General features: G+C 59.7%; 13 protein-coding genes. 4 read left to right on the forward strand and 9 right to left on the reverse strand.

The genetic code is table 11. The features are described 5' to 3' along the window. Nucleotides 1-2: 2 nt before the first annotated feature. Together F8N44_RS10330 and F8N44_RS10335 are read left to right on the forward strand one after the other, a co-directional pair. The gene (locus F8N44_RS10330) at nucleotides 3-3,074 is read left to right on the forward strand and encodes an efflux RND transporter permease subunit (protein ID WP_150650233.1); all 3,072 of its coding nucleotides are present in this window, start codon (nucleotides 3-5) and stop codon (nucleotides 3,072-3,074) included. Between the two features lie 582 nt (nucleotides 3,075-3,656). Next, nucleotides 3,657-5,048 carry a Fic family protein gene (locus F8N44_RS10335; RefSeq protein ID WP_150650234.1) on the forward strand — a complete coding sequence of 464 codons (1,392 nt, stop codon included), beginning with the start codon at nucleotides 3,657-3,659 and terminating at the stop codon, nucleotides 5,046-5,048. Here F8N44_RS10335 and F8N44_RS10340 read toward each other — a convergent pair. From F8N44_RS10340 to plsB, 3 genes are all read right to left on the reverse strand, one after another. After that, nucleotides 5,045-5,734, reverse strand: a complete 690-nt coding sequence (locus tag F8N44_RS10340) for a DUF4197 domain-containing protein (RefSeq protein ID WP_116028733.1) — start codon at nucleotides 5,732-5,734, stop codon at nucleotides 5,045-5,047. The two genes, F8N44_RS10335 and F8N44_RS10340, sit on opposite strands and share 4 nt — an antisense overlap. A 40-nt stretch (nucleotides 5,735-5,774) precedes the next feature. After that, nucleotides 5,775-6,173 carry a YbaY family lipoprotein gene (locus tag F8N44_RS10345; RefSeq protein ID WP_150650235.1) on the reverse strand — a complete coding sequence of 133 codons (399 nt, stop codon included), beginning with the start codon at nucleotides 6,171-6,173 and terminating at the stop codon, nucleotides 5,775-5,777. Between the two features lie 132 nt (nucleotides 6,174-6,305). Further along, nucleotides 6,306-8,807 (reverse strand): glycerol-3-phosphate 1-O-acyltransferase PlsB, encoded by a 2,502-nt coding sequence (plsB, locus tag F8N44_RS10350; RefSeq protein WP_150650236.1) that lies wholly within the window; start codon nucleotides 8,805-8,807, stop codon nucleotides 6,306-6,308. 238 nt (nucleotides 8,808-9,045) lie between these two features. Between plsB and F8N44_RS10355 the strand changes: the two genes are divergently transcribed. Further along, nucleotides 9,046-9,255: a cold-shock protein gene (locus tag F8N44_RS10355; RefSeq protein ID WP_007908870.1), complete on the forward strand. Its 210-nt coding sequence runs from the start codon at nucleotides 9,046-9,048 to the stop codon at nucleotides 9,253-9,255. 91 nt (nucleotides 9,256-9,346) lie between these two features. Here F8N44_RS10355 and F8N44_RS10360 read toward each other — a convergent pair whose 3' ends face one another. From F8N44_RS10360 to F8N44_RS10375, 4 genes are all read right to left on the reverse strand, one after another. After that, nucleotides 9,347-9,724, reverse strand: coding sequence for a hypothetical protein (locus F8N44_RS10360; RefSeq protein ID WP_150650237.1), 378 nt, complete (start codon nucleotides 9,722-9,724; stop codon nucleotides 9,347-9,349). A gap of 75 nt (nucleotides 9,725-9,799) precedes the next feature. Next, the gene (locus F8N44_RS10365; RefSeq protein WP_150650238.1) at nucleotides 9,800-10,609 is read right to left on the reverse strand and encodes a putative RNA methyltransferase; all 810 of its coding nucleotides are present in this window, start codon (nucleotides 10,607-10,609) and stop codon (nucleotides 9,800-9,802) included. Beyond that, entirely contained in the window at nucleotides 10,609-11,760 is a 1,152-nt protein-coding gene (gene dapE / locus F8N44_RS10370; protein ID WP_150650239.1) for a succinyl-diaminopimelate desuccinylase, read from the reverse strand. Before dapE ends, F8N44_RS10365 begins: the two co-directional genes overlap by 1 nt. A 203-nt stretch (nucleotides 11,761-11,963) precedes the next feature. After that, entirely contained in the window at nucleotides 11,964-14,552 is a 2,589-nt protein-coding gene (locus tag F8N44_RS10375) for a glycosyltransferase (protein ID WP_150650240.1), read from the reverse strand. Between the two features lie 213 nt (nucleotides 14,553-14,765). Here F8N44_RS10375 and tcdA point away from each other — a divergent pair, with 213 nt between their 5' ends. After that, nucleotides 14,766-15,584 carry a tRNA cyclic N6-threonylcarbamoyladenosine(37) synthase TcdA gene (tcdA, locus tag F8N44_RS10380; protein ID WP_095119300.1) on the forward strand — a complete coding sequence of 273 codons (819 nt, stop codon included), beginning with the start codon at nucleotides 14,766-14,768 and terminating at the stop codon, nucleotides 15,582-15,584. Nucleotides 15,585-15,673: 89 nt separating this feature from the next. Here tcdA and F8N44_RS10385 read toward each other — a convergent pair whose 3' ends face one another. Next, a complete protein-coding gene (locus F8N44_RS10385) occupies nucleotides 15,674-16,078 on the reverse strand; it encodes a SufE family protein (protein WP_150650241.1) in 405 nt (134 codons plus the stop codon). Next, a complete protein-coding gene (locus F8N44_RS10390; protein ID WP_150650242.1) occupies nucleotides 16,075-17,280 on the reverse strand; it encodes an aminotransferase class V-fold PLP-dependent enzyme in 1,206 nt (401 codons plus the stop codon). The genes F8N44_RS10385 and F8N44_RS10390 overlap by 4 nt, the downstream gene beginning before the upstream one ends. Nucleotides 17,281-17,410: the final 130 nt, after the last annotated feature.

Here is a 17,410-nt window from a genome sequence, read left to right on the forward strand (position 1 = left end):
CGATGCGCTTCAACCTTTCCGAATGGGCGCTGCGTAATCGCCAGATCGTACTGTTCCTGATGCTTTTGCTGGCCATCGTCGGTGCGCTGTCCTACACCAAACTGGGCCAGAGTGAAGACCCGCCGTTCACTTTCAAAGCCATGGTGATTCAAACCCGTTGGCCGGGAGCGACCGCGCAGGAAGTCTCGCGCCAGGTCACCGAACGCATCGAAAAGAAACTGATGGAAACCGGCGAGTACGAACGCATTGTGTCGTTCTCGCGCCCCGGTGAATCCCAGGTGACATTCATTGCCCGCGACTCGATGCACTCCAAGGAAATTCCCGACCTCTGGTATCAGGTGCGCAAGAAGGTCAGTGATATTCGCCAGACCTTGCCGCCGGATATTCAGGGGCCGTTCTTCAACGATGAATTCGGCACCACGTTCGGCAATATCTATGCGCTAACGGGGGATGGTTTCGATTACGCGGTGCTCAAGGATTACGCCGATCGCATCCAGATCCAACTGCAACGGGTCAAGGATGTCGGCAAAGTCGACCTGCTCGGTTTGCAGGACGAGAAGATCTGGGTCGAGCTGTCCAACGTCAAACTGGCAACGCTCGGCTTGCCGCTGGCGGCGGTGCAACAAGCGCTGCAAGAACAGAACGCGGTGTCCACTGCGGGTTTTTTTGAAACCGGTAGCGAGCGATTGCAGCTACGGGTCTCAGGGAACTTTCAGACGGTCGAGGAGATAAAAAACTTCCCGATCCGCGTCGGTGATCGTACGTTCCGTATCTCCGATGTCGCCGATGTGCGTCGCGGTTTCAACGATCCTCCGGCGCCGCGCATGCGCTTTATGGGCGAAGACGCGATTGGTCTGGCGGTAGCGATGAAGGACGGCGGCGACATTCTGGTGCTCGGCAAAGCACTGGAAGTCGAGTTCTCACGCATTCAGAAAAACCTCCCGGCCGGCATGCAATTGCGCAAGGTTTCCGATCAACCGGCGGCGGTGAAAACCGGGGTCGGCGAGTTTGTTCAGGTACTGGTCGAAGCGCTGGCGATTGTCTTGCTGGTGAGCTTCTTCTCCCTCGGCGTGCGCACCGGCATGGTCGTGGCGCTGACCATTCCATTGGTGTTGGCGATGACTTTCGCCTGCATGTATTACCTCGGCATCGGCCTGCACAAGATCTCCCTTGGCGCGTTGGTGCTGGCGCTGGGCTTGCTGGTGGACGACGCGATCATCGCCGTGGAAATGATGGCGATCAAAATGGAGCAGGGCTTTGACCGTATCCGCGCGGCGAGTTATGCCTGGACCAGCACCGCTTTCCCGATGCTTACGGGGACGTTGATCACCGCCGCCGGGTTTCTGCCGATTGCCACGGCGCAATCCGGCACCGGCGAATACACCCGTTCGATCTTTCAGGTGGTGACCATCGCGTTGCTTGCGTCCTGGGTGGCAGCGGTGATGTTCGTGCCGTATCTGGGGGAAAAACTCCTGCCGGATCTGGCGAAAATTCACGCGGCCAAACATGGCACGGGTGACGGTCAGCCTGATCCGTATGGCACGCCGTTTTATCAGCGCGTTCGGCGCTTGGTGGAGTGGTGTGTGGCGCACCGCAAGACCGTGATCGTGCTGACGGTCGGGCTGTTTATTGCTTCGGTGATGTTGTTCCGTTTTGTGCCACAGCAGTTTTTCCCGGCCTCCAATCGACTGGAGTTGATGGTCGATCTGAAACTGGCTGAAGGCGCGTCGTTGGCCAATACCACCGGTGAGGTGAAACGGCTTGAGGCGATGCTCAAGGATCATGCGGGCATCGACAATTACGTCGCCTATGTTGGTACGGGTTCGCCGCGTTTCTATCTGCCGCTGGATCAGCAGTTGCCGGCGGCGAGCTTCGCGCAGTTTGTGGTGTTGGCGAAAACCATCGAAGAGCGTGAGGCGCTGCGCAGATGGTTGATCGAAACGCTTAACGAACAGTTCCCGGCGCTGCGTTCGCGGGTCACACGGTTGGAGAACGGTCCGCCGGTTGGTTATCCGGTGCAGTTTCGCGTGACCGGTGAACACATCGAAGAAGTCCGCGCGTTGGCGCGCAAAGTGGCAGCCAAGGTTCGCGAGAATCCGCATGTGGTCAATGTGCATCTGGATTGGGAGGAGCCGAGCAAGGTCGTGTACCTGAATATCGATCAGGATCGTGCGCGGGCGCTGGGTGTGAGCACGGCCAATCTGGCGAAATTTCTGCAGAGTTCGTTGACCGGTTCGAGTGTCAGTCAGTATCGCGAAGACAATGAGTTGATCGAGATTCTGCTGCGGGGAACGGTGCATGAGCGCACTGAGTTGTCGTTGTTGCCGAGTCTGGCGGTGCCGACGGATAACGGCCGCAGTGTGGCGTTGTCGCAGATTGCCACGCTGGAATATGGCTTTGAGGAGGGGATTATCTGGCACCGCAATCGCCTGCCGAACGTGACCGTGCGGGCCGATATTTATGGCAAGGAGCAGCCGGCGACGCTGGTGAAGCAGATCATGCCGACGCTGGATTCGATTCGCGCCGAGTTGCCCGATGGTTATCTGTTGGATGTCGGTGGCACGGTGGAGGATTCCGAGCGTGGGCAGAAGTCGGTGAATGCCGGGGTGCCGATGTTCATCGTCGTGGTGCTGACGCTGTTGATGGTGCAGTTGCGCAGTTTTTCGCGCACGGCGATGGTGTTTTTGACGGCGCCGTTGGGGTTGATCGGGGTGGTGCTGTTTTTGATGGTGTTCCGCCAGCCGTTCGGGTTTGTGGCGATGTTGGGGACGATTGCGTTGTCCGGGATGATCATGCGCAATTCGGTGATTCTGGTGGATCAGATTGAGCAGGATATTGCCTCGGGGCTTAAGCCTTGGCGGGCGATTATCGAGGCTACGGTTCGACGCTTCAGGCCGATTGTGTTGACGGCGTTGGCGGCGGTGCTGGCGATGATTCCGTTGTCGCGGAGTGTGTTTTTTGGGCCGATGGCGGTGGCGATCATGGGGGGGTTGATTGTTGCGACCGCGTTGACGCTGTTGTTTTTGCCGGCGTTGTATGCGGCTTGGTTCAGGGTTCGCAAAGACTCCGTTTGATTTGTGGTTTGCGTGGCGGCCTTAGGGCCGACCATGCTGTGGTTGTTCTTTGTGAATATCCGTTGCTTCGGGTGCTGCCGCTGGCGGTTTCGCCCTTACGGCGAGTCACCTTTTCCAAACGCCGAAAAGGTAACCCAAAAGGCTTTGCCCTGACGTTCGGCCCGCTCGCTGGGGCTCGGGGTTCCTTCGCTCCGGGATCGATCCGGGGGGCATCGCCTACGGTTTGCTTCGCTGCACCTCCTCTCGATGTGTTCGACTTCGTCGAACGGTCGCTGCGCTCCCACCCCCGGATCAATCCCTCCACTCAGCCTGCCGACGGGCTCTAAGATCAAAAGCTGCAGCCGAGCTAACGCTCATCCTGTTGAGTGGTGAGGAGCAGAAGCGATCTGCTCTTGCTCTTCTGTGGGAGCGAGCTTGCTCGCGAAGGCGGCCTGACAGCCGACCAGTCTCTAGCTGACTATCCATAACCCCCTCTGCCTCCGCCACTTCCTACGTCTTTTTCAGAAACCTCCGATATTGAGCCTTGGTGCCTCGGATGCTGTACTCCAGCCTCTGCTTTCCAGCGTTCCTGAGTTTGTCTTGATGAAAAAGCCGCCAGCATTGACAGGCAGAACCGATCCGGTATTCGACTTGCTGGTGCGCCCGCCCCACAAGCATCGTCTGGCGGACTATCTTGCGCTGCTCAAGCCGCTCGATGATCAAGGTCGTTACCTGCCATTTGAAGCGTTGCGTTATCGCTGGCCGCCAGGGCTGGATGCCAAACTCTGTTGGGCCTTGGTCAAGAAGGCACGGGCTGCCCAGCACATCAATCTGCTGTCGCTAGGTGATCCCGTGCAATGGGGTAAGTACGTGCAGACGCCGCTGGCACAGAAAACCATTTCCATCGTCGATCGGCAGGCCAGTACGGCGGCGCTGGAATACATGACCAGCCAGATCGGTGAACGGGCACATTTCAGTTATCTGCTTAACGATTTGATCGAAGATGAAGCCATCGCCAGCAGTCAGCTGGAAGGCGCTGCGACGACTACGCGTGTGGCCAAGGACATGCTCAAGCAGCAGCGCCAGCCCCGCACGCCGGATGAACGCATGGTGTTGGGTAATTACCGGATGATGAATTTTGCCTGGGAGAGACGTTACGAACCCATGAGCGTGGATTTGATCGCAGCGATTCATCGGGTGGGTGTCGAGGGCATCGATGACGAAAAGTACTCTCCCGGATTATTCAGGATCAATGACGAAGTTGTCGTTCAGGACGGGGCGGGCAACACCGTGCACCGGCCACCACCTGCAGCAGGATTGGTGTCGCGGCTGGGGCGACTGTCGCACTGGATCAACCTGCCCGACGGCTCACCACTGGATAAGCACTATCTGCATCCACTGATCAAGGCGATCACGCTGCATTTTGCCTTGGGTTACGAACATCCCTTCCGCGACGGCAATGGGCGGGTCGCCAGGGCGTTGTTTTACTGGTTCATGTTCAAGAACGAATTTGCGGCGTTTCGCTACATCGCGATCAGTTTGTTACTGCGTAATGCACCGGTGAAATATGGACGTTCATATCTGCACACCGAGGCGGATGAGCTGGACCTGACTTATTTCATCGAATTCCAGTGTTCGGTTATTCAGCGAGCGGTGCTGGGGTTTACGGATGTTTATCGCAAGAGCGTGGCCTACACTGAAGCGTTTGAGCGTTTGCTAACGAACTCTGGCTGCTTCGATCTGATGACAGAAAAACAGCACGCGGTCTATCAAGCGGCAAAAAGCGGGGTGGCAAAGGATTTCACGGCGGGCAATGTGGCGGACAATTTTTTTTGCTCGTACCGCGAGGCAGCTTCGGTCCTGGAGGGCCTGGAGCAATTACAGGTTTTTGAGAAAAAGAAAATGGGACGGGAGTGGGTGTTCTTTTTACGTAGTCCCTTGCGTAGAGGGGAGCACGGGAGCGAATTGATTCGCCCCCGAGTTCTGACTGCTTAGAGCGTGCCGAACACCTTCTTCGCCAGGCTGGTAGCCGCAGCAGCCGGATTCTGGCGGATGGTTTCTTCCTGTTTGCCGATCATCTCGAACAGGCCATTCAGCGCTTGTTCGGTGACGTAGTTCTCGACATTGGCGCTCTTCGCGTCCACCACGCCAAACGCAGCAGCCTGACCAGCGAACGAGTTGTACTTCTGTGCTACGCCAACCTTGTCGGTCGCCTGTTTGACGATCGGCAGGAACTTGGCGCGGATCTGTTCGCGGCTGGATTTGTCGAGGTATTGCGTGGCCGAATCCTTGCCGCCGCTGAGGATGCCTTTGGCGTCTTCCACGCTCATTTTCTTCACGGCGTCGACGAGGATTGGCTGGGCCTGAGTCACGGCGGATTCCGCAGCCTTGTTCATGGCGGTTTCCAGTTCTTCAACCTGGGCACCCATGCCGAAGGCTTTCATTTTGCTCGCGGCTTTGCCGAGTTTGCCCGGCAGTTCGATCTTCACGTCGGGGTTGTTGCTGAAACCGCCGGGGGTGCCCAGTTGTTTGACGGCGATTTGTGCGCCTTGGGTCAGGGCGTCCTTGAGGCCACCGGTGGCGTCTTTTTGTGACAGGTCACTGAGCGACAAGGCCATGGCGCTGGCGGAGATCATCAGGCCTGCACACAGGCCGGCGAAGCGAAGGGTAGGGCGGAGCATGGCGGCTTCCTTGTTGCGGAAAAGGGCTACGGAAAATGAATTAACGAACGGCGTCGACGCGGATTTTCAGCGGCTGCGGGTCGTTGCCGTCGAGTTGCACGGCGTGGTTTTCGGTGGTGATGAACATCAGTTCGCCGTTGACTTCAATGCGCGCGCTGACCGAGTAACGATGGCCCGGTTTGACTTGGGCCGGATCGTAGTTCAAGTGGAAGGGCAGTGGCACCTGGCCTTTGATCGGGCCTTTCTGCTCGTCCAGCACCACCGCTGGCGCATCGGCTAGCGAGACGTCTTGCAGGCTGACGCTGAGGGTGGCGCTCGGTGGCAGGGCGATGCGCTGCAGGTAGAACACTTCACCGTCGAGGCCGACCTTGCCGGCAGGAGTGGTCGATTGGCAGGCGCTCAGCAATGTGGCGGCGGCGAGCAGGGTGAGTTTTTTCATCGGGAATTCTCCTATCAATGTGGGAGCGAGCCTGCTCGCGAAAGCGGTTTAGCATTCAACATTTCAGTTGTCTGACACTCCGTCTTCGCGAGCAAGTCGAATCGTCGCACCGTCGCTCCCACAGGGTTTGGATCAGGTCTCGGGTTGGGCGACGACCTGATCTGCAGCATCTTCACTGCGATGCAGCGCGACCTGACGGATCGACAAACGAATCTCCGCCGGCAGCACGCGTTTGGCCGCACCCTCAGCCAGTTCGCCGAGCAGTTCGTGATAACTCAGTTTGCCGGCCTCGTCGCGGCGCAGCACGTCGAGGTCGAGCATCGTCTGGATGAAGTGGCGGAACAGGCTCTTGTCGAAAAACTCCGGGGCGTTGAGGCCGTGGAGGATCGACAGGCGCTGGGCCATGACCGTGCAGAGGTCTTCCAGCTCTTCGGCGCTGACGGTGTTCTGGCCGCTGTTGAGCAGCAAGGACACGGTCATGTAGAAGCGCTGCAAGGTCTGGGCGATGCTCTTCGACAGCAGCGTCAGCAGCACGAAATGCCGCGAACTTGGCGCTGGACGCAGATAAACATCCTTCTCGAAACGCAGCAAACCTTGCTCGACGAACGCTTCCAGCCACTGGTCAACCACGCCGTCCAGTTCGTCCAGCGTCCAGCGAATGAACAATTCCGATTGCAGGTACGGATACAGCGCGCGGGTGTAGCGCAGGATCTGCTCGCGACTCATGCGCGAGGTACTCTGGAAGAAGCTCGCCAGCAGCGCCGGCAGCGCGAAGATGTGCAGTACGTTGTTGCGGTAGTAGGTCATCAGGACGGCATTCTGCTCGTCCAGATAGAGAATCTTGCCCAGCGCATCGTTCTGTTCGGCGAGCAGGTCCATGTCCTTCACATGCTCGATCAGTGCGCGACCATCGCCCTCCGGCAGAGTGGTGTGTGGCGAGTACGGGACTTTACGCAGCAGCGCCAGATACAGATCCAGCACCCGTGCCATGGCGCGATCGTCCAGCGCCAGACGTGTGGTCGACAGCAGCGCCAGCGCCACCAGGTTGACCGGGTTGATCGCCGCCGCTTCGTTGAGATGCTGCGCAACTTTTTCGCCAAGGCGATTGGTGGTTTCGTTAAGCCACGCCGGTTTGTACTGCGGGCCGAGTTCCTGCTGGCGCCAGTCCGGTTGCTCGGCGTCGAGGAATTCGGCCAGTTTGATCGGCTCACCGAAATTCACCGCGACCTGCCCAAAACGCTGCTTGAGCGCACCGATGACTTTGAAGATGTCGAAGATCGATTCTTTCTTCTTGCTCGCGCCGCGCAGTTCGCCGAGGTAAGTGCGGCCTTCCAGTACGCGCTCGTAACCGATGTACACCGGCACAAACACGATCGGCATGCGCGACGAACGCAGGAAGCTGCGCATCGTAATCGCGAGCATGCCGGTTTTAGGTTGCAGCATGCGTCCGGTGCGTGAGCGGCCGCCTTCAACGAAGTACTCGACCGGGAAGCCTTTGGTGAACAGCGTGTGCAGGTATTCGTTGAACACCGAGGTGTACAGCGGATTGCCCTTGAACGTGCGACGCATGAAGAATGCACCGCCACGGCGCAGCAGGCTGCCGATCACCGGCATGTTGAGGTTGATCCCGGCGGCGATGTGCGGCGGCGTCAGGCCGTTGCGGAACAGCAGGTACGAGAGCAACAGGTAGTCGATGTGGCTGCGGTGGCACGGCACATAGATCACTTCGTGACCCTGGGCGACTTTCTGCACGCCTTCGATGTGGTTGACCTTGATGCCGTCGTAGATCTTGTTCCAGAACCAGCTCAGCACCACTTCCAGAAAGCGGATCGCGGTGTAGGTGTAGTCCGAGGCGATCTCGTTGCCGTAGCGCAGGGCCTGAGCCTTGGCTTTCTCCGGGGAGATGTTTTCGCGCTCGGCTTCTTCGAGGATCGCTTGCTTGACCAGCGGCTGATTGAGCAGACCTTTGACCAGATTGCGGCGGTGGGAAATGTCCGGGCCGATGACGGCGGCTTTCAGATTGCGGAAGTGCACGCGCAGGATGCGTTGGGCCATGCGCACAGTGCGTTCGTGGCCCTTGTTGTGCTCGATCAGCTCGCGCAGATGGATCGGCGCGGAGAATTGCACGCGGGTTTTACGCCCGAGAACGATGATGCTCAGCAGGCGACGCAGGCGCCCGGTAACGGCCCAGCTGTCGGCGAACAACAGCTTCCACGGACTGTTTTCGCTGTCCGGCGATTGGCCCCAGAACACGCTGACGGGAATGATCTGCGCGTCTTCGGCAGCGTTCTGGGTGAGGGCGCTGACCAGACGGGTCAGGGTTGGCGGCGCACCGCGTTTGTCCTGGCGACCGAGCCAGTCCGGATCCGGCGTCAGGTAGAAAAACGCCGCCGGTTCGATCAGCGAACCCACCGACACCGGCAGTACCGGACGCGGCAGACCGGCCTTGGTGCACTCGGTGTCGAGCACGGCCAGATCAGTCAGCGAAGGGTTTTGCAGGACGTAGAACACCGGACGACTGCGGTCGAGGTTGAGGGTGAACGACGACTGGTTGATCGTCTCCGAGCGAACCCAGAGGTACAACAGTCGGCGCAAGGTGCCAAACACAAGACGGCGGAACGGGGAACGGGTCATACGGCTTCTGCGTGAGTGAATAAAACCGAGCGTTTGCTCGGGAGGGCGATAGTGTGCCGTATATGCTGAAAATCGGCAAAAAAGCGGCGAAGTAATCTCCTGTTGAGAGTTTTCGCGCCTGTCATATACTCGGCGGTCTGTCGCCGGGGCCCTTTTATGGACGTCGGATGCAGGCTGACGTTCCGCAAAGGCTTTCCTGCGAAAAGCCTGTCCAATAATAAAAAAGGAGTATGAACAGATGGCAACACGTGAAACCGGCAACGTGAAGTGGTTCAACGACGCCAAGGGCTACGGCTTTATCCAGCGCGAAGACGGGGTGGACGTGTTCGTCCACTACCGCGCGATTCGTGGCGAAGGGCATCGGTCGCTGACTGAAGGCCAGCAGGTTGAATACGCGGTGATTACTGGCGAGAAGGGTTTGCAGGCGGAAGACGTTGTAGGCTTGTAACCTTGAAGATCAAAAGATCGCAGCCTTCGGCAGCTCCTACGGGTGTACACATGACCCTGTAGGAGCTGCCGAAGGCTGCGCTCTTTTGCTTTTATGCGGTTTTCCAGGTGATTTCTTCTTCACCGTCTTCGCTGATGCGCATCCAGCGATCCGCCGTTTCCTCACCTTCTTCCTCGACCCACGTCCCCGGTGCACAACGCACTTCCACGTTCAGCGCAGCGAATGCGGCGCGGGCGCAGGCGATGTCGTCGTCCCATGGCGTCTGGTCGCTTTCCAGATACAGGCTGTTCCACTTGCCCACGGCTTTCGGCAGCCAGGTCACCGGCACGTTGCCGGCCTTGCATTTGTAGGTCTGGCCTTTCTGTACCCAGTCGCTGCATGGGCCCAGCGCGGCGCCCAGCCAGGCCGAAACGGCCTTGTGGTCGACGTCGGCGTCTTTCAGGTAAATCTCGATATCCGGTTGGCGCATGGATGTCCTCACTGCGGGTCTGAAAAATCCATTCGCGGATTTAGCCGGCCCCGGGCACTCGCCCGAGACCAAAAGTTATTGAAGAACGAAATAATCGTAGCGCATCGACACGGTGGTCACGAACGGCTCGGCCTGTTCGATCACCGCCGCGCGGCGCTCGGCACTGGCGCGCCAGCCGTGGGGTGTCATCGCCAACAGGTTGGCGCGATCCTCGGGCTTGTCCAGCGTCAGCTTGAATTCCAGGGTTTCACTGTGCGCCAGCGCCATGCCTCGCGGCACCAGGGCCAAGTGCTTGTCGTCGGTGTATTCGCGCACTTCGTCGTACAGGCGCTCGCGCAGTTCCATCAGATGGCCGCTGGTCGGGCCGACTTTCATCAGACCGCCGCCGACACTGAGCAAGCGCTTGGCCTCTTCCCAATCCAAAGGACTGAAAACACTGGCGAGAAACTGGCAACTGCCCGACGCCAGCGGCACGCGGGCCATGCTGGCGATCAACCAGGTGATTGCAGGGTTGCGTTTGCAGGCGCGTTTGACCGCTTCGCGAGAGATGTCCAGCGCGTAGCCATCCGCGTTCGGCAAGGCCTCGGCGATCTGCGCGGTGTAATAACCCTCGCCACAGCCGATGTCGACCCAGCGATCCGGCGCATAACCCGCCGCCAGTTCGGCCAGACGCTTGGCCACCGGCGCGTAGTGGCCGGCATTCAGAAAGTCACGGCGCGCTTCGACCATGGCCTGGTTGTCGCCAGGATCGCGGCTGTTCTTGTGCTGCACCGGCAGCAGGTTGAGGTAACCCTGACGCGCACGGTCGAAGCGGTGGCCGGCGGGGCAGACCACGCCGTTATCCACCGCGTTCAGCGGTTCACTACAGATGGGGCAAGCAAGCATCAGGCGAGCAACTTGATCATTGTCTGGTAGTAGATCTCGGTCAGTACGTCGAGATCCGCCGCCAGCACGCGTTCGTTGACCTGGTGAATGGTCGCGTTGACCGGGCCCAGTTCAACCACTTGCGTGCCCATGGTTGCGATAAAGCGGCCATCGGAGGTGCCGCCGCTGGTCGACGCCTTGGTCTCGCGACCGGTGATGTCCTTGATGCTCGCCGACACCGCGTCGAGCAGCGCACCCGGTTCGGTGAGGAACGGCAGGCCGGACAGCGCCCAGTCGATGTGCCAGTCCAGATCGTGCTTGTCGAGAATATCGGCCACGCGTTTCTGCAGGCCTTCGACGGTCGATTCGGTGGAGAAACGGAAGTTGAACACTGCCACCAGATCACCCGGAATCACGTTGGTCGCGCCGGTGCCGGAGTTGACGTTGGAGATCTGGAAGCTGGTCGGCGGGAAGAAATCGTTGCCGTGATCCCAGTGCTCGGCGGCCAGTTCGGCCAGCGCCGGAGCGGCGAGGTGGATCGGGTTCTTCGCCAGATGCGGGTAAGCGACGTGACCCTGAATGCCTTTGACGGTGAGCTTGGCGCCCAGCGAGCCGCGACGACCGTTTTTCACCACGTCGCCAACCAGCGTGGTGCTTGACGGTTCGCCGACGATGCACCAGTCAAGACGCTCATTACGCGCGGCCAGACGCTCAACCACCGCTTTAGTGCCGTGGTGCGCCGGGCCTTCTTCGTCGCTGGTGATCAGGAATGCGACCTTGCCCTTGTGGTTAGGGTAGTCGGCGACGAAGCGCTCGGCGGCCACGGTCATCGACGCCAGGCTGCCTTTCATGTCCGCCGCGCCACGGCCACAGAGCATGCCATGTTCGTCGATCACGGCGTTGAACGGATCGATCTGCCACGCGGTCACCGGGCCGGTCGGCACCACGTCGGTGTGACCGGCGAAGCACAGCACCGGGCCGTCGTTGTTGCCGTGGGTCGCCCAGAAGTTATCCACATCTTCGATGCGCATCGGCTCGAGGCTGAAACCGGCATCGCCCAGGCGCTGCATCATCTGCTTCTGGCAATCGGCGTCGACCGGCGTCACGGACGGACGGCGGATCAGGTCGATGGCGAGTTGGAGGGTCGGCGAAAGGTCGGCGTGGGCCGTCATGTAATAACTCCGGGTGCGCACGGTAAACCTGTAGGAGCTGCCGAAGGCTGCGATCTTTTGATTTTGTTTTTTAAAATCAACAGCAAGATCAAAAGATCGCAGCCTTCGGCAGCTCCTACCGAGTTTGTTGGCATTGAAAAAGGCGGTCATTCTAAAGCAAAACGGCGGCCCGAAGGCCGCCGTTTGACGTTATCCGTTAGCGATTATGCTGTTGCCGGCTCAGGCTTGGCCGCCGGTTTTGGCAGCGACGACAGGAACGCCATGATCAGCGCCGCCAGATACGGCAGCGATTGCACCAGCAACATCACCACCCAGAAACGCATGTCGTTGCTCGGCATGCCGTTGACCAGATAGATCCCCAGCGCCGCGCCCCACAACAACAGCATGATGAACAGCTCTTCGCGCGCTTCGGAAATCGCCACCCAGAAGCCATGGTTGTCGGCGTTTTTTGGCGTACGGAAGAACGGAATGCTGCTGGTGAAGAAGCCGTACAGCACCGCTTTGGCGATGGTGTGCGACAACGCCAGCCCGGCCAGCGCCGCGCAGAATGCGTCTTTCAGGTTCACGCCAACGGCGCGGCGGTAGAGGAAGATGATCTTGCCGACCTTGAACACGAACAGCGCCAGAGGCGGGATTGCGAAGATCAGCAGCGGCGGATCGACCCGTTGCGGCACGATGATCATCGCCGCCGACCACAACAGCGCGCCGACGGTGAAGAAGATGTTCATGCCGTCCGCGACCCACGGCAACCAGCCCGCGAGGAAGTGGTAACGCTGGCCGCGCGTCAGCTCGGTGTCCTTGCCGCGCAGCAGGCTGCCGGTGTGACGTTTGATGATCTGGATTGCACCGTAGGCCCAGCGGAAACGCTGCTTCTTGAAGTCGATAAACGTATCCGGCATCAGACCCTTGCCGTAGCTGTCGTGGTAATACGCCGCCGACAGGCCTTTCTCGAATACGCGCAGACCGAGTTCGGCGTCTTCACAGATGCACCAGTCGGCCCAGCCCAATTCTTCCAGCACCGAACGCCGGGTCATGGTCATGGTGCCGTGCTGAATGATCGCATCACGGTCGTTACGGGTGACCATGCCGATGTGGAAGAAGCCTTTGTATTCGGCGTAGCAGAGCTTCTTGAAGGTGCTTTCGTTCTGGTCGCGGTAATCCTGCGGCGACTGCACCACGGCGATTTTCGGGTCGGCGAAGTGCGGCACCATGTGCTTGAGCCAGTTCGGGTGCACGCAGTAATCGGAGTCGATCACGGCGATCACTTCGGCATCCTTGGCGGTGTGCGGAATCAGGTAGTTCAGCGCGCCGCCCTTGAAACCGGCCAGCGGCGAGACGTGGAAGAACTTGAAGCGCGGGCCGAGGGTTGCGCAGTAGTCACGCACCGGTTCCCACACCGCCGGATCCTTGGTGTTGTTGTCGATGATCAGGACTTCGTAGTCCGGGTAATCGAGGGCGGCGAGGGCGTCGAGGGTCTGTTTGACCATCTCCGGCGGCTCGTTGTAGCACGGCACGTGGATTGACACTTTCGGGCGATAGCTGGAGTCGCCCTCCACCGGCAGGAATTCACGCCGGCGTTTGTGAATCCACACCGCTTCGGCCAGCTCATGCGCCTCCGTCAGCAAGACGATAAATACCCCAAGCGCACCGAGCGCCAAGAGGAAACCGACGGTCAAACTGAACCACGTGCTGTATTGCAGGCTGTAGTCGTAGCCGATCCACACCAGCACCGAACCGCAAAGGAAGGCGATAAAGGTCAGGAAGATCCGCCCACGCTGACGCAGGGCCGAGCCGTCGATCATCAGCAGGGTCAGCGACAACAGCGCCAGCACCACCGAACCGATCGCCAGCACGCGCCATTGCGGAATCGCGACCACCGGGCCTTCGAAGTTGAATTTCTGCTGACGCGCGGCATTGAACACGCCCCAGTAGGCGCCGACCGAACCTTCGTCACTGGCCTTCCACGGCTGGTCAAAGGCTTCGATCACGAAGTAGTTGAAGCCTTGGCGGTTGAGCTTGTTGACCAAGGTCCGCAGGTAGATCGCCTGATCCGCCGGCGAAGCATCGGCACCACCGCGCATACGGCCGTTGCTCGGCCAGCCGACCTCGGAGAGCAGCAGCGGTTTTTTCGGGAACAGCTTTTTCAGGTCGCGGGCGCGGTCGAAAACGAACTGGCCGGCCTTGTCGACCGGGATGAATTCCCAGTACGGCAGAACGTGGGCGGCGATCAGGTCAACGTGCTTGGCCAGTTGCGGGTATTTCTCCCAGATGTGCCATTGCTCGGACGTGGTTACCGGGACTTTCACGGCTGCACGCACGCGATCGAGCAAAACGATCAATGCCTCTGGGGTGATTTCTTCACGGAATAGCGCTTCATTACCCACGACAACGCGAACCACGCTGCGTGACGTATTGGCCAATTCGATGGCTTTGGTGATTTCCCGTTCGTTGCGTTCCTGATCCGGACTGATCCAGATGCCGAGGGTGACTCGAAGGCCGAATTCTTCAGCCAGTTTCGGGATGTCCCCCAGCGTGCCGTCGACCGAGTAGATGCGGATGTTGTCCGTCAGCTTGCTCATGATCTCCAGATCGCGGCGCATTTCGTCGTCAGACGGATACTGATCCTTCTGCGGGTATTGGCCCTGCTGGAACGGCGAATAGGAGAAACCGGAGATCTGCTCCGGCCAGTTCGGCGCGGAAACCGGGCGGTTGATCAGCGCCCAGAAACCGGTGAATAGGGCGGCGATTGCCAGAACCACCACCAGGTTGAGTCCAAATTTACGCGATGACATAGCTATTTCGGGTTCCAAAGGCTGTGGAACGAAGGATCGGTCGGCTAGACGCCCGAGGGGCGCGCATCCTACACCGGCAGTTCGCAAGTCGTACATCAGACAGGGAAATGCCCGACATTGGGCAGCCGACTTTGACTTAAGTTCTTACACTTGTAGCTGATGTTTAGAACTTGTCGCCGCGTAGCCCTATAATGCGCGCCGGTTTTTGGGGTAATGGTCATGAGTACAGAAGATCCGCGGTTTGCAGGCATCGCCCGTTTGTATGGCATTGAAGGCCTGGAGCGCCTGCGCGCGGCCCATGTGGCGATTGTCGGCGTCGGTGGCGTCGGTTCCTGGGCGGCGGAAGCCATGGCCCGCTGTGGCGTCGGCGAGATTTCGCTGTTCGATCTCGATGACGTCTGCGTCAGCAACGCCAACCGCCAGTTGCACGCGCTGGACAGCACAGTCGGCAAACCCAAGGTCGAGGTGATGGCCGAGCGTCTGCGCGGGATCAACCCGGATTGCACCGTGCACGCCGTGGCGGATTTCGTCACCCGCGACACCATGGCCGAATACATCACGCCGAACATTGATTGCGTGATCGACTGCATCGACGCGGTCAACGCCAAAGCTGCGCTGATCGCCTGGTGCAAGCGCCGCAAGATCCAGATCATCACCACTGGCGGTGCGGGCGGACAGATTGATCCGACGCTGATTCAGGTGTGCGATCTCAACCGCACGTTCAACGATCCGTTGGCCTCGAAAGTGCGCTCGACGTTGCGGCGCGATTACGGTTTTTCGCGCACCGTGACCCGCCATTACAGCGTGCCGTGCGTGTTTTCCACCGAACAACTGCGCTATCCGAAGCCGGATGGCAGTATTTGTTTGCAGAAGAGTTTTGTTGGCGATGGCGTGAAGCTCGACTGTGCCGGCGGATTTGGCGCGGTGATGATGGTCACGGCGACGTTTGGCATGGTCGCGGCGACCAAGGCTGTGGACAAGATTGTCGCGGGGGTTCGGCGTCCGGCGGATCGCATTAAGCCTGAGGTTTGATCGGTGAGGCTGATGGCCTCTTCGCGAGCAGGCTCGCTCCCACATTGAAATGCATTCCCCTGTGGGAGCGAGCCTGCTCGCGAAAGCGATTAACCCGCCAACTCATTCATCCGCTGGAGCACGGCATTGAGGCCATTGCTACGCGAGGGCGATAGCTGGCGCGAAAGGCCCAACTGGTTGAACCAGTCCGGCAAATCCACCTGCTTCAACTCAGCGGCAGACAGTCCATTAACCCGCAACAGCAACAACGCCACCAACCCACGAATCATCCGCGCATCGCTGCTGGCGCTGAACTGCCAGTGACCATCGTGCAACGCCCCAACCAGCCACACCTGACTCTCACAGCCATGTACACGGTTAGCGTCGCACTTGTCCGCGTCATCCAACGGCGGCAGACGATCACCAAACTGCATCAGCAACCGCGCGCGCTGTTCCCAGCCGGCTGCGTTTTGAAATATTTGCAGCGCCTCGGCAGCCTCGAGCGGCAGGCTCATCGCAGCAACTCCAGCGCTTGATCCAGCGCTTCAAAGAACCGCTCCAGATCCTCGGAATCGTTGTACAGCGCCAGCGACACCCGAATCGCTCCGGCCAGCTCAAAGCTTTTCAACAGCGGCATGGCGCAGTGATGTCCAGCGCGAACGGCGATACCTTGTTCGGTCAGCAGGTGCGCCAGATCGGAGTTATGCACACCGTCGACGACAAAACTGGCCAGGGCCAGTTGCGGTTTGCCAAGCAAGCGAATGCCATTGCGCGCCGCGAGGCCGCGCAGTAGATAGTCATGCAGCGCCGCTTCGTGTGCCGACACCGCGTCCTGATCCAGACCCGCCAGGTAATCCAGCGTCGCGCCGAGGCCGATGACACTGGCAATCGGCGGCGTACCCGCTTCGAAACCCAGCGGAGCAGGGCGGAAGCGCGAATCGTGATAGTTGGCTTCCAGCACCATCTCGCCACCGAACTGCCAGGGTTTCAGTTGCTCAAGCGCCGCATTGCGCCCGAACAATACGCCGAGGCCATCGGGGCCATACAGCTTGTGGCTGGAAAACACATAGAAGTCGCAACCCAGCGCCTGCACGTCATGCCGACCATGCACCACGCCTTGCGCGCCATCGACCACGGTCAGCGCGTTCTGCGCCTTGGCCATGCCCAGCAAGGCCGGCAATGGCTGCCATGCACCGAGCACGTTGGACAACTGACTGACGGCCAGCAAGCGCGTGCGCGGGCCAATCAAATGCACAGCAGCAGCGAGGTCGATCAGACCGTCGGCATCCAGCGGCAGGATCACCAGTTTCAGGTTGCGACGTTGCGCCAGTTGCTGCCATGGCAGCAGGTTGGCGTGATGCTCCAGGGCGCTGATGACAATTTCGTCGCCCGGGTGGAAAAGATGTTCCAGGCCATAGGCCAGGAGATTCAGCGCACTGGTGGCGCCGTGAGTGAAGATGATCTGCCCGCTGTCACCGGCATTCAGCCACTGGGCGACCTTGAGCCGACTGTCCTCGAACGCCTGCGTCGCGTGAGCACCGGGAAGGTGTTGCGCACGATGCACATTGGCCGCGCCATTGGCGTAGTAATGCGTCAGTGCGTCGAGCAGGGCCTGGGGTTTTTGCGTGGTGGCGGCGTTGTCCAGATAGGTCTGGTCTTGCCGTTGCAGCGCGGCGATGGCCGGGAAATCGGCGCGCCAGGGGGAGGGAATCATCATCTGTTCAGCCCTGTGAACTTGGGCGGGTATACACCGAACCTTGTGGGAGCGAGCTTGCTCGCGAAAGCGTCGTGTCATTCAGTACTGTTGTTGACTGACCGGACGCCTTCGCGAGCAAGCTCGCTCCCAC

This window comes from Pseudomonas fluorescens (genome assembly GCF_902497745.1).
Classification (GTDB): Bacteria; Pseudomonadota; Gammaproteobacteria; order Pseudomonadales; family Pseudomonadaceae; genus Aquipseudomonas; species Aquipseudomonas fluorescens_BM.

Excerpts from the sequence above, each read along its gene's own strand:
- F8N44_RS10390 (WP_150650242.1), bottom strand. The coding sequence starts at position 17,280 with ATGATGATTCCCTCCCCCTGGCGCGCCGATTTCCCGGCCATCGCCGCG.
- tcdA (WP_095119300.1), top strand. The coding sequence starts at position 14,766 with ATGGTCATGAGTACAGAAGATCCGCGGTTTGCAGGCATCGCCCGTTTG.
- F8N44_RS10345 (WP_150650235.1), bottom strand. The coding sequence starts at position 6,173 with ATGAAAAAACTCACCCTGCTCGCCGCCGCCACATTGCTGAGCGCCTGC.
- F8N44_RS10365 (WP_150650238.1), bottom strand. The coding sequence starts at position 10,609 with ATGCTTGCTTGCCCCATCTGTAGTGAACCGCTGAACGCGGTGGATAAC.
- F8N44_RS10340 (WP_116028733.1), bottom strand. The coding sequence starts at position 5,734 with ATGCTCCGCCCTACCCTTCGCTTCGCCGGCCTGTGTGCAGGCCTGATG.
- F8N44_RS10385 (WP_150650241.1), bottom strand. The coding sequence starts at position 16,078 with ATGAGCCTGCCGCTCGAGGCTGCCGAGGCGCTGCAAATATTTCAAAAC.
- dapE (WP_150650239.1), bottom strand. The coding sequence starts at position 11,760 with ATGACGGCCCACGCCGACCTTTCGCCGACCCTCCAACTCGCCATCGAC.
- F8N44_RS10355 (WP_007908870.1), top strand. The coding sequence starts at position 9,046 with ATGGCAACACGTGAAACCGGCAACGTGAAGTGGTTCAACGACGCCAAG.
- F8N44_RS10330 (WP_150650233.1), top strand. The coding sequence starts at position 3 with ATGCGCTTCAACCTTTCCGAATGGGCGCTGCGTAATCGCCAGATCGTA.
- F8N44_RS10360 (WP_150650237.1), bottom strand. The coding sequence starts at position 9,724 with ATGCGCCAACCGGATATCGAGATTTACCTGAAAGACGCCGACGTCGAC.
- F8N44_RS10335 (WP_150650234.1), top strand. The coding sequence starts at position 3,657 with ATGAAAAAGCCGCCAGCATTGACAGGCAGAACCGATCCGGTATTCGAC.
- plsB (WP_150650236.1), bottom strand. The coding sequence starts at position 8,807 with ATGACCCGTTCCCCGTTCCGCCGTCTTGTGTTTGGCACCTTGCGCCGA.
- F8N44_RS10375 (WP_150650240.1), bottom strand. The coding sequence starts at position 14,552 with ATGTCATCGCGTAAATTTGGACTCAACCTGGTGGTGGTTCTGGCAATC.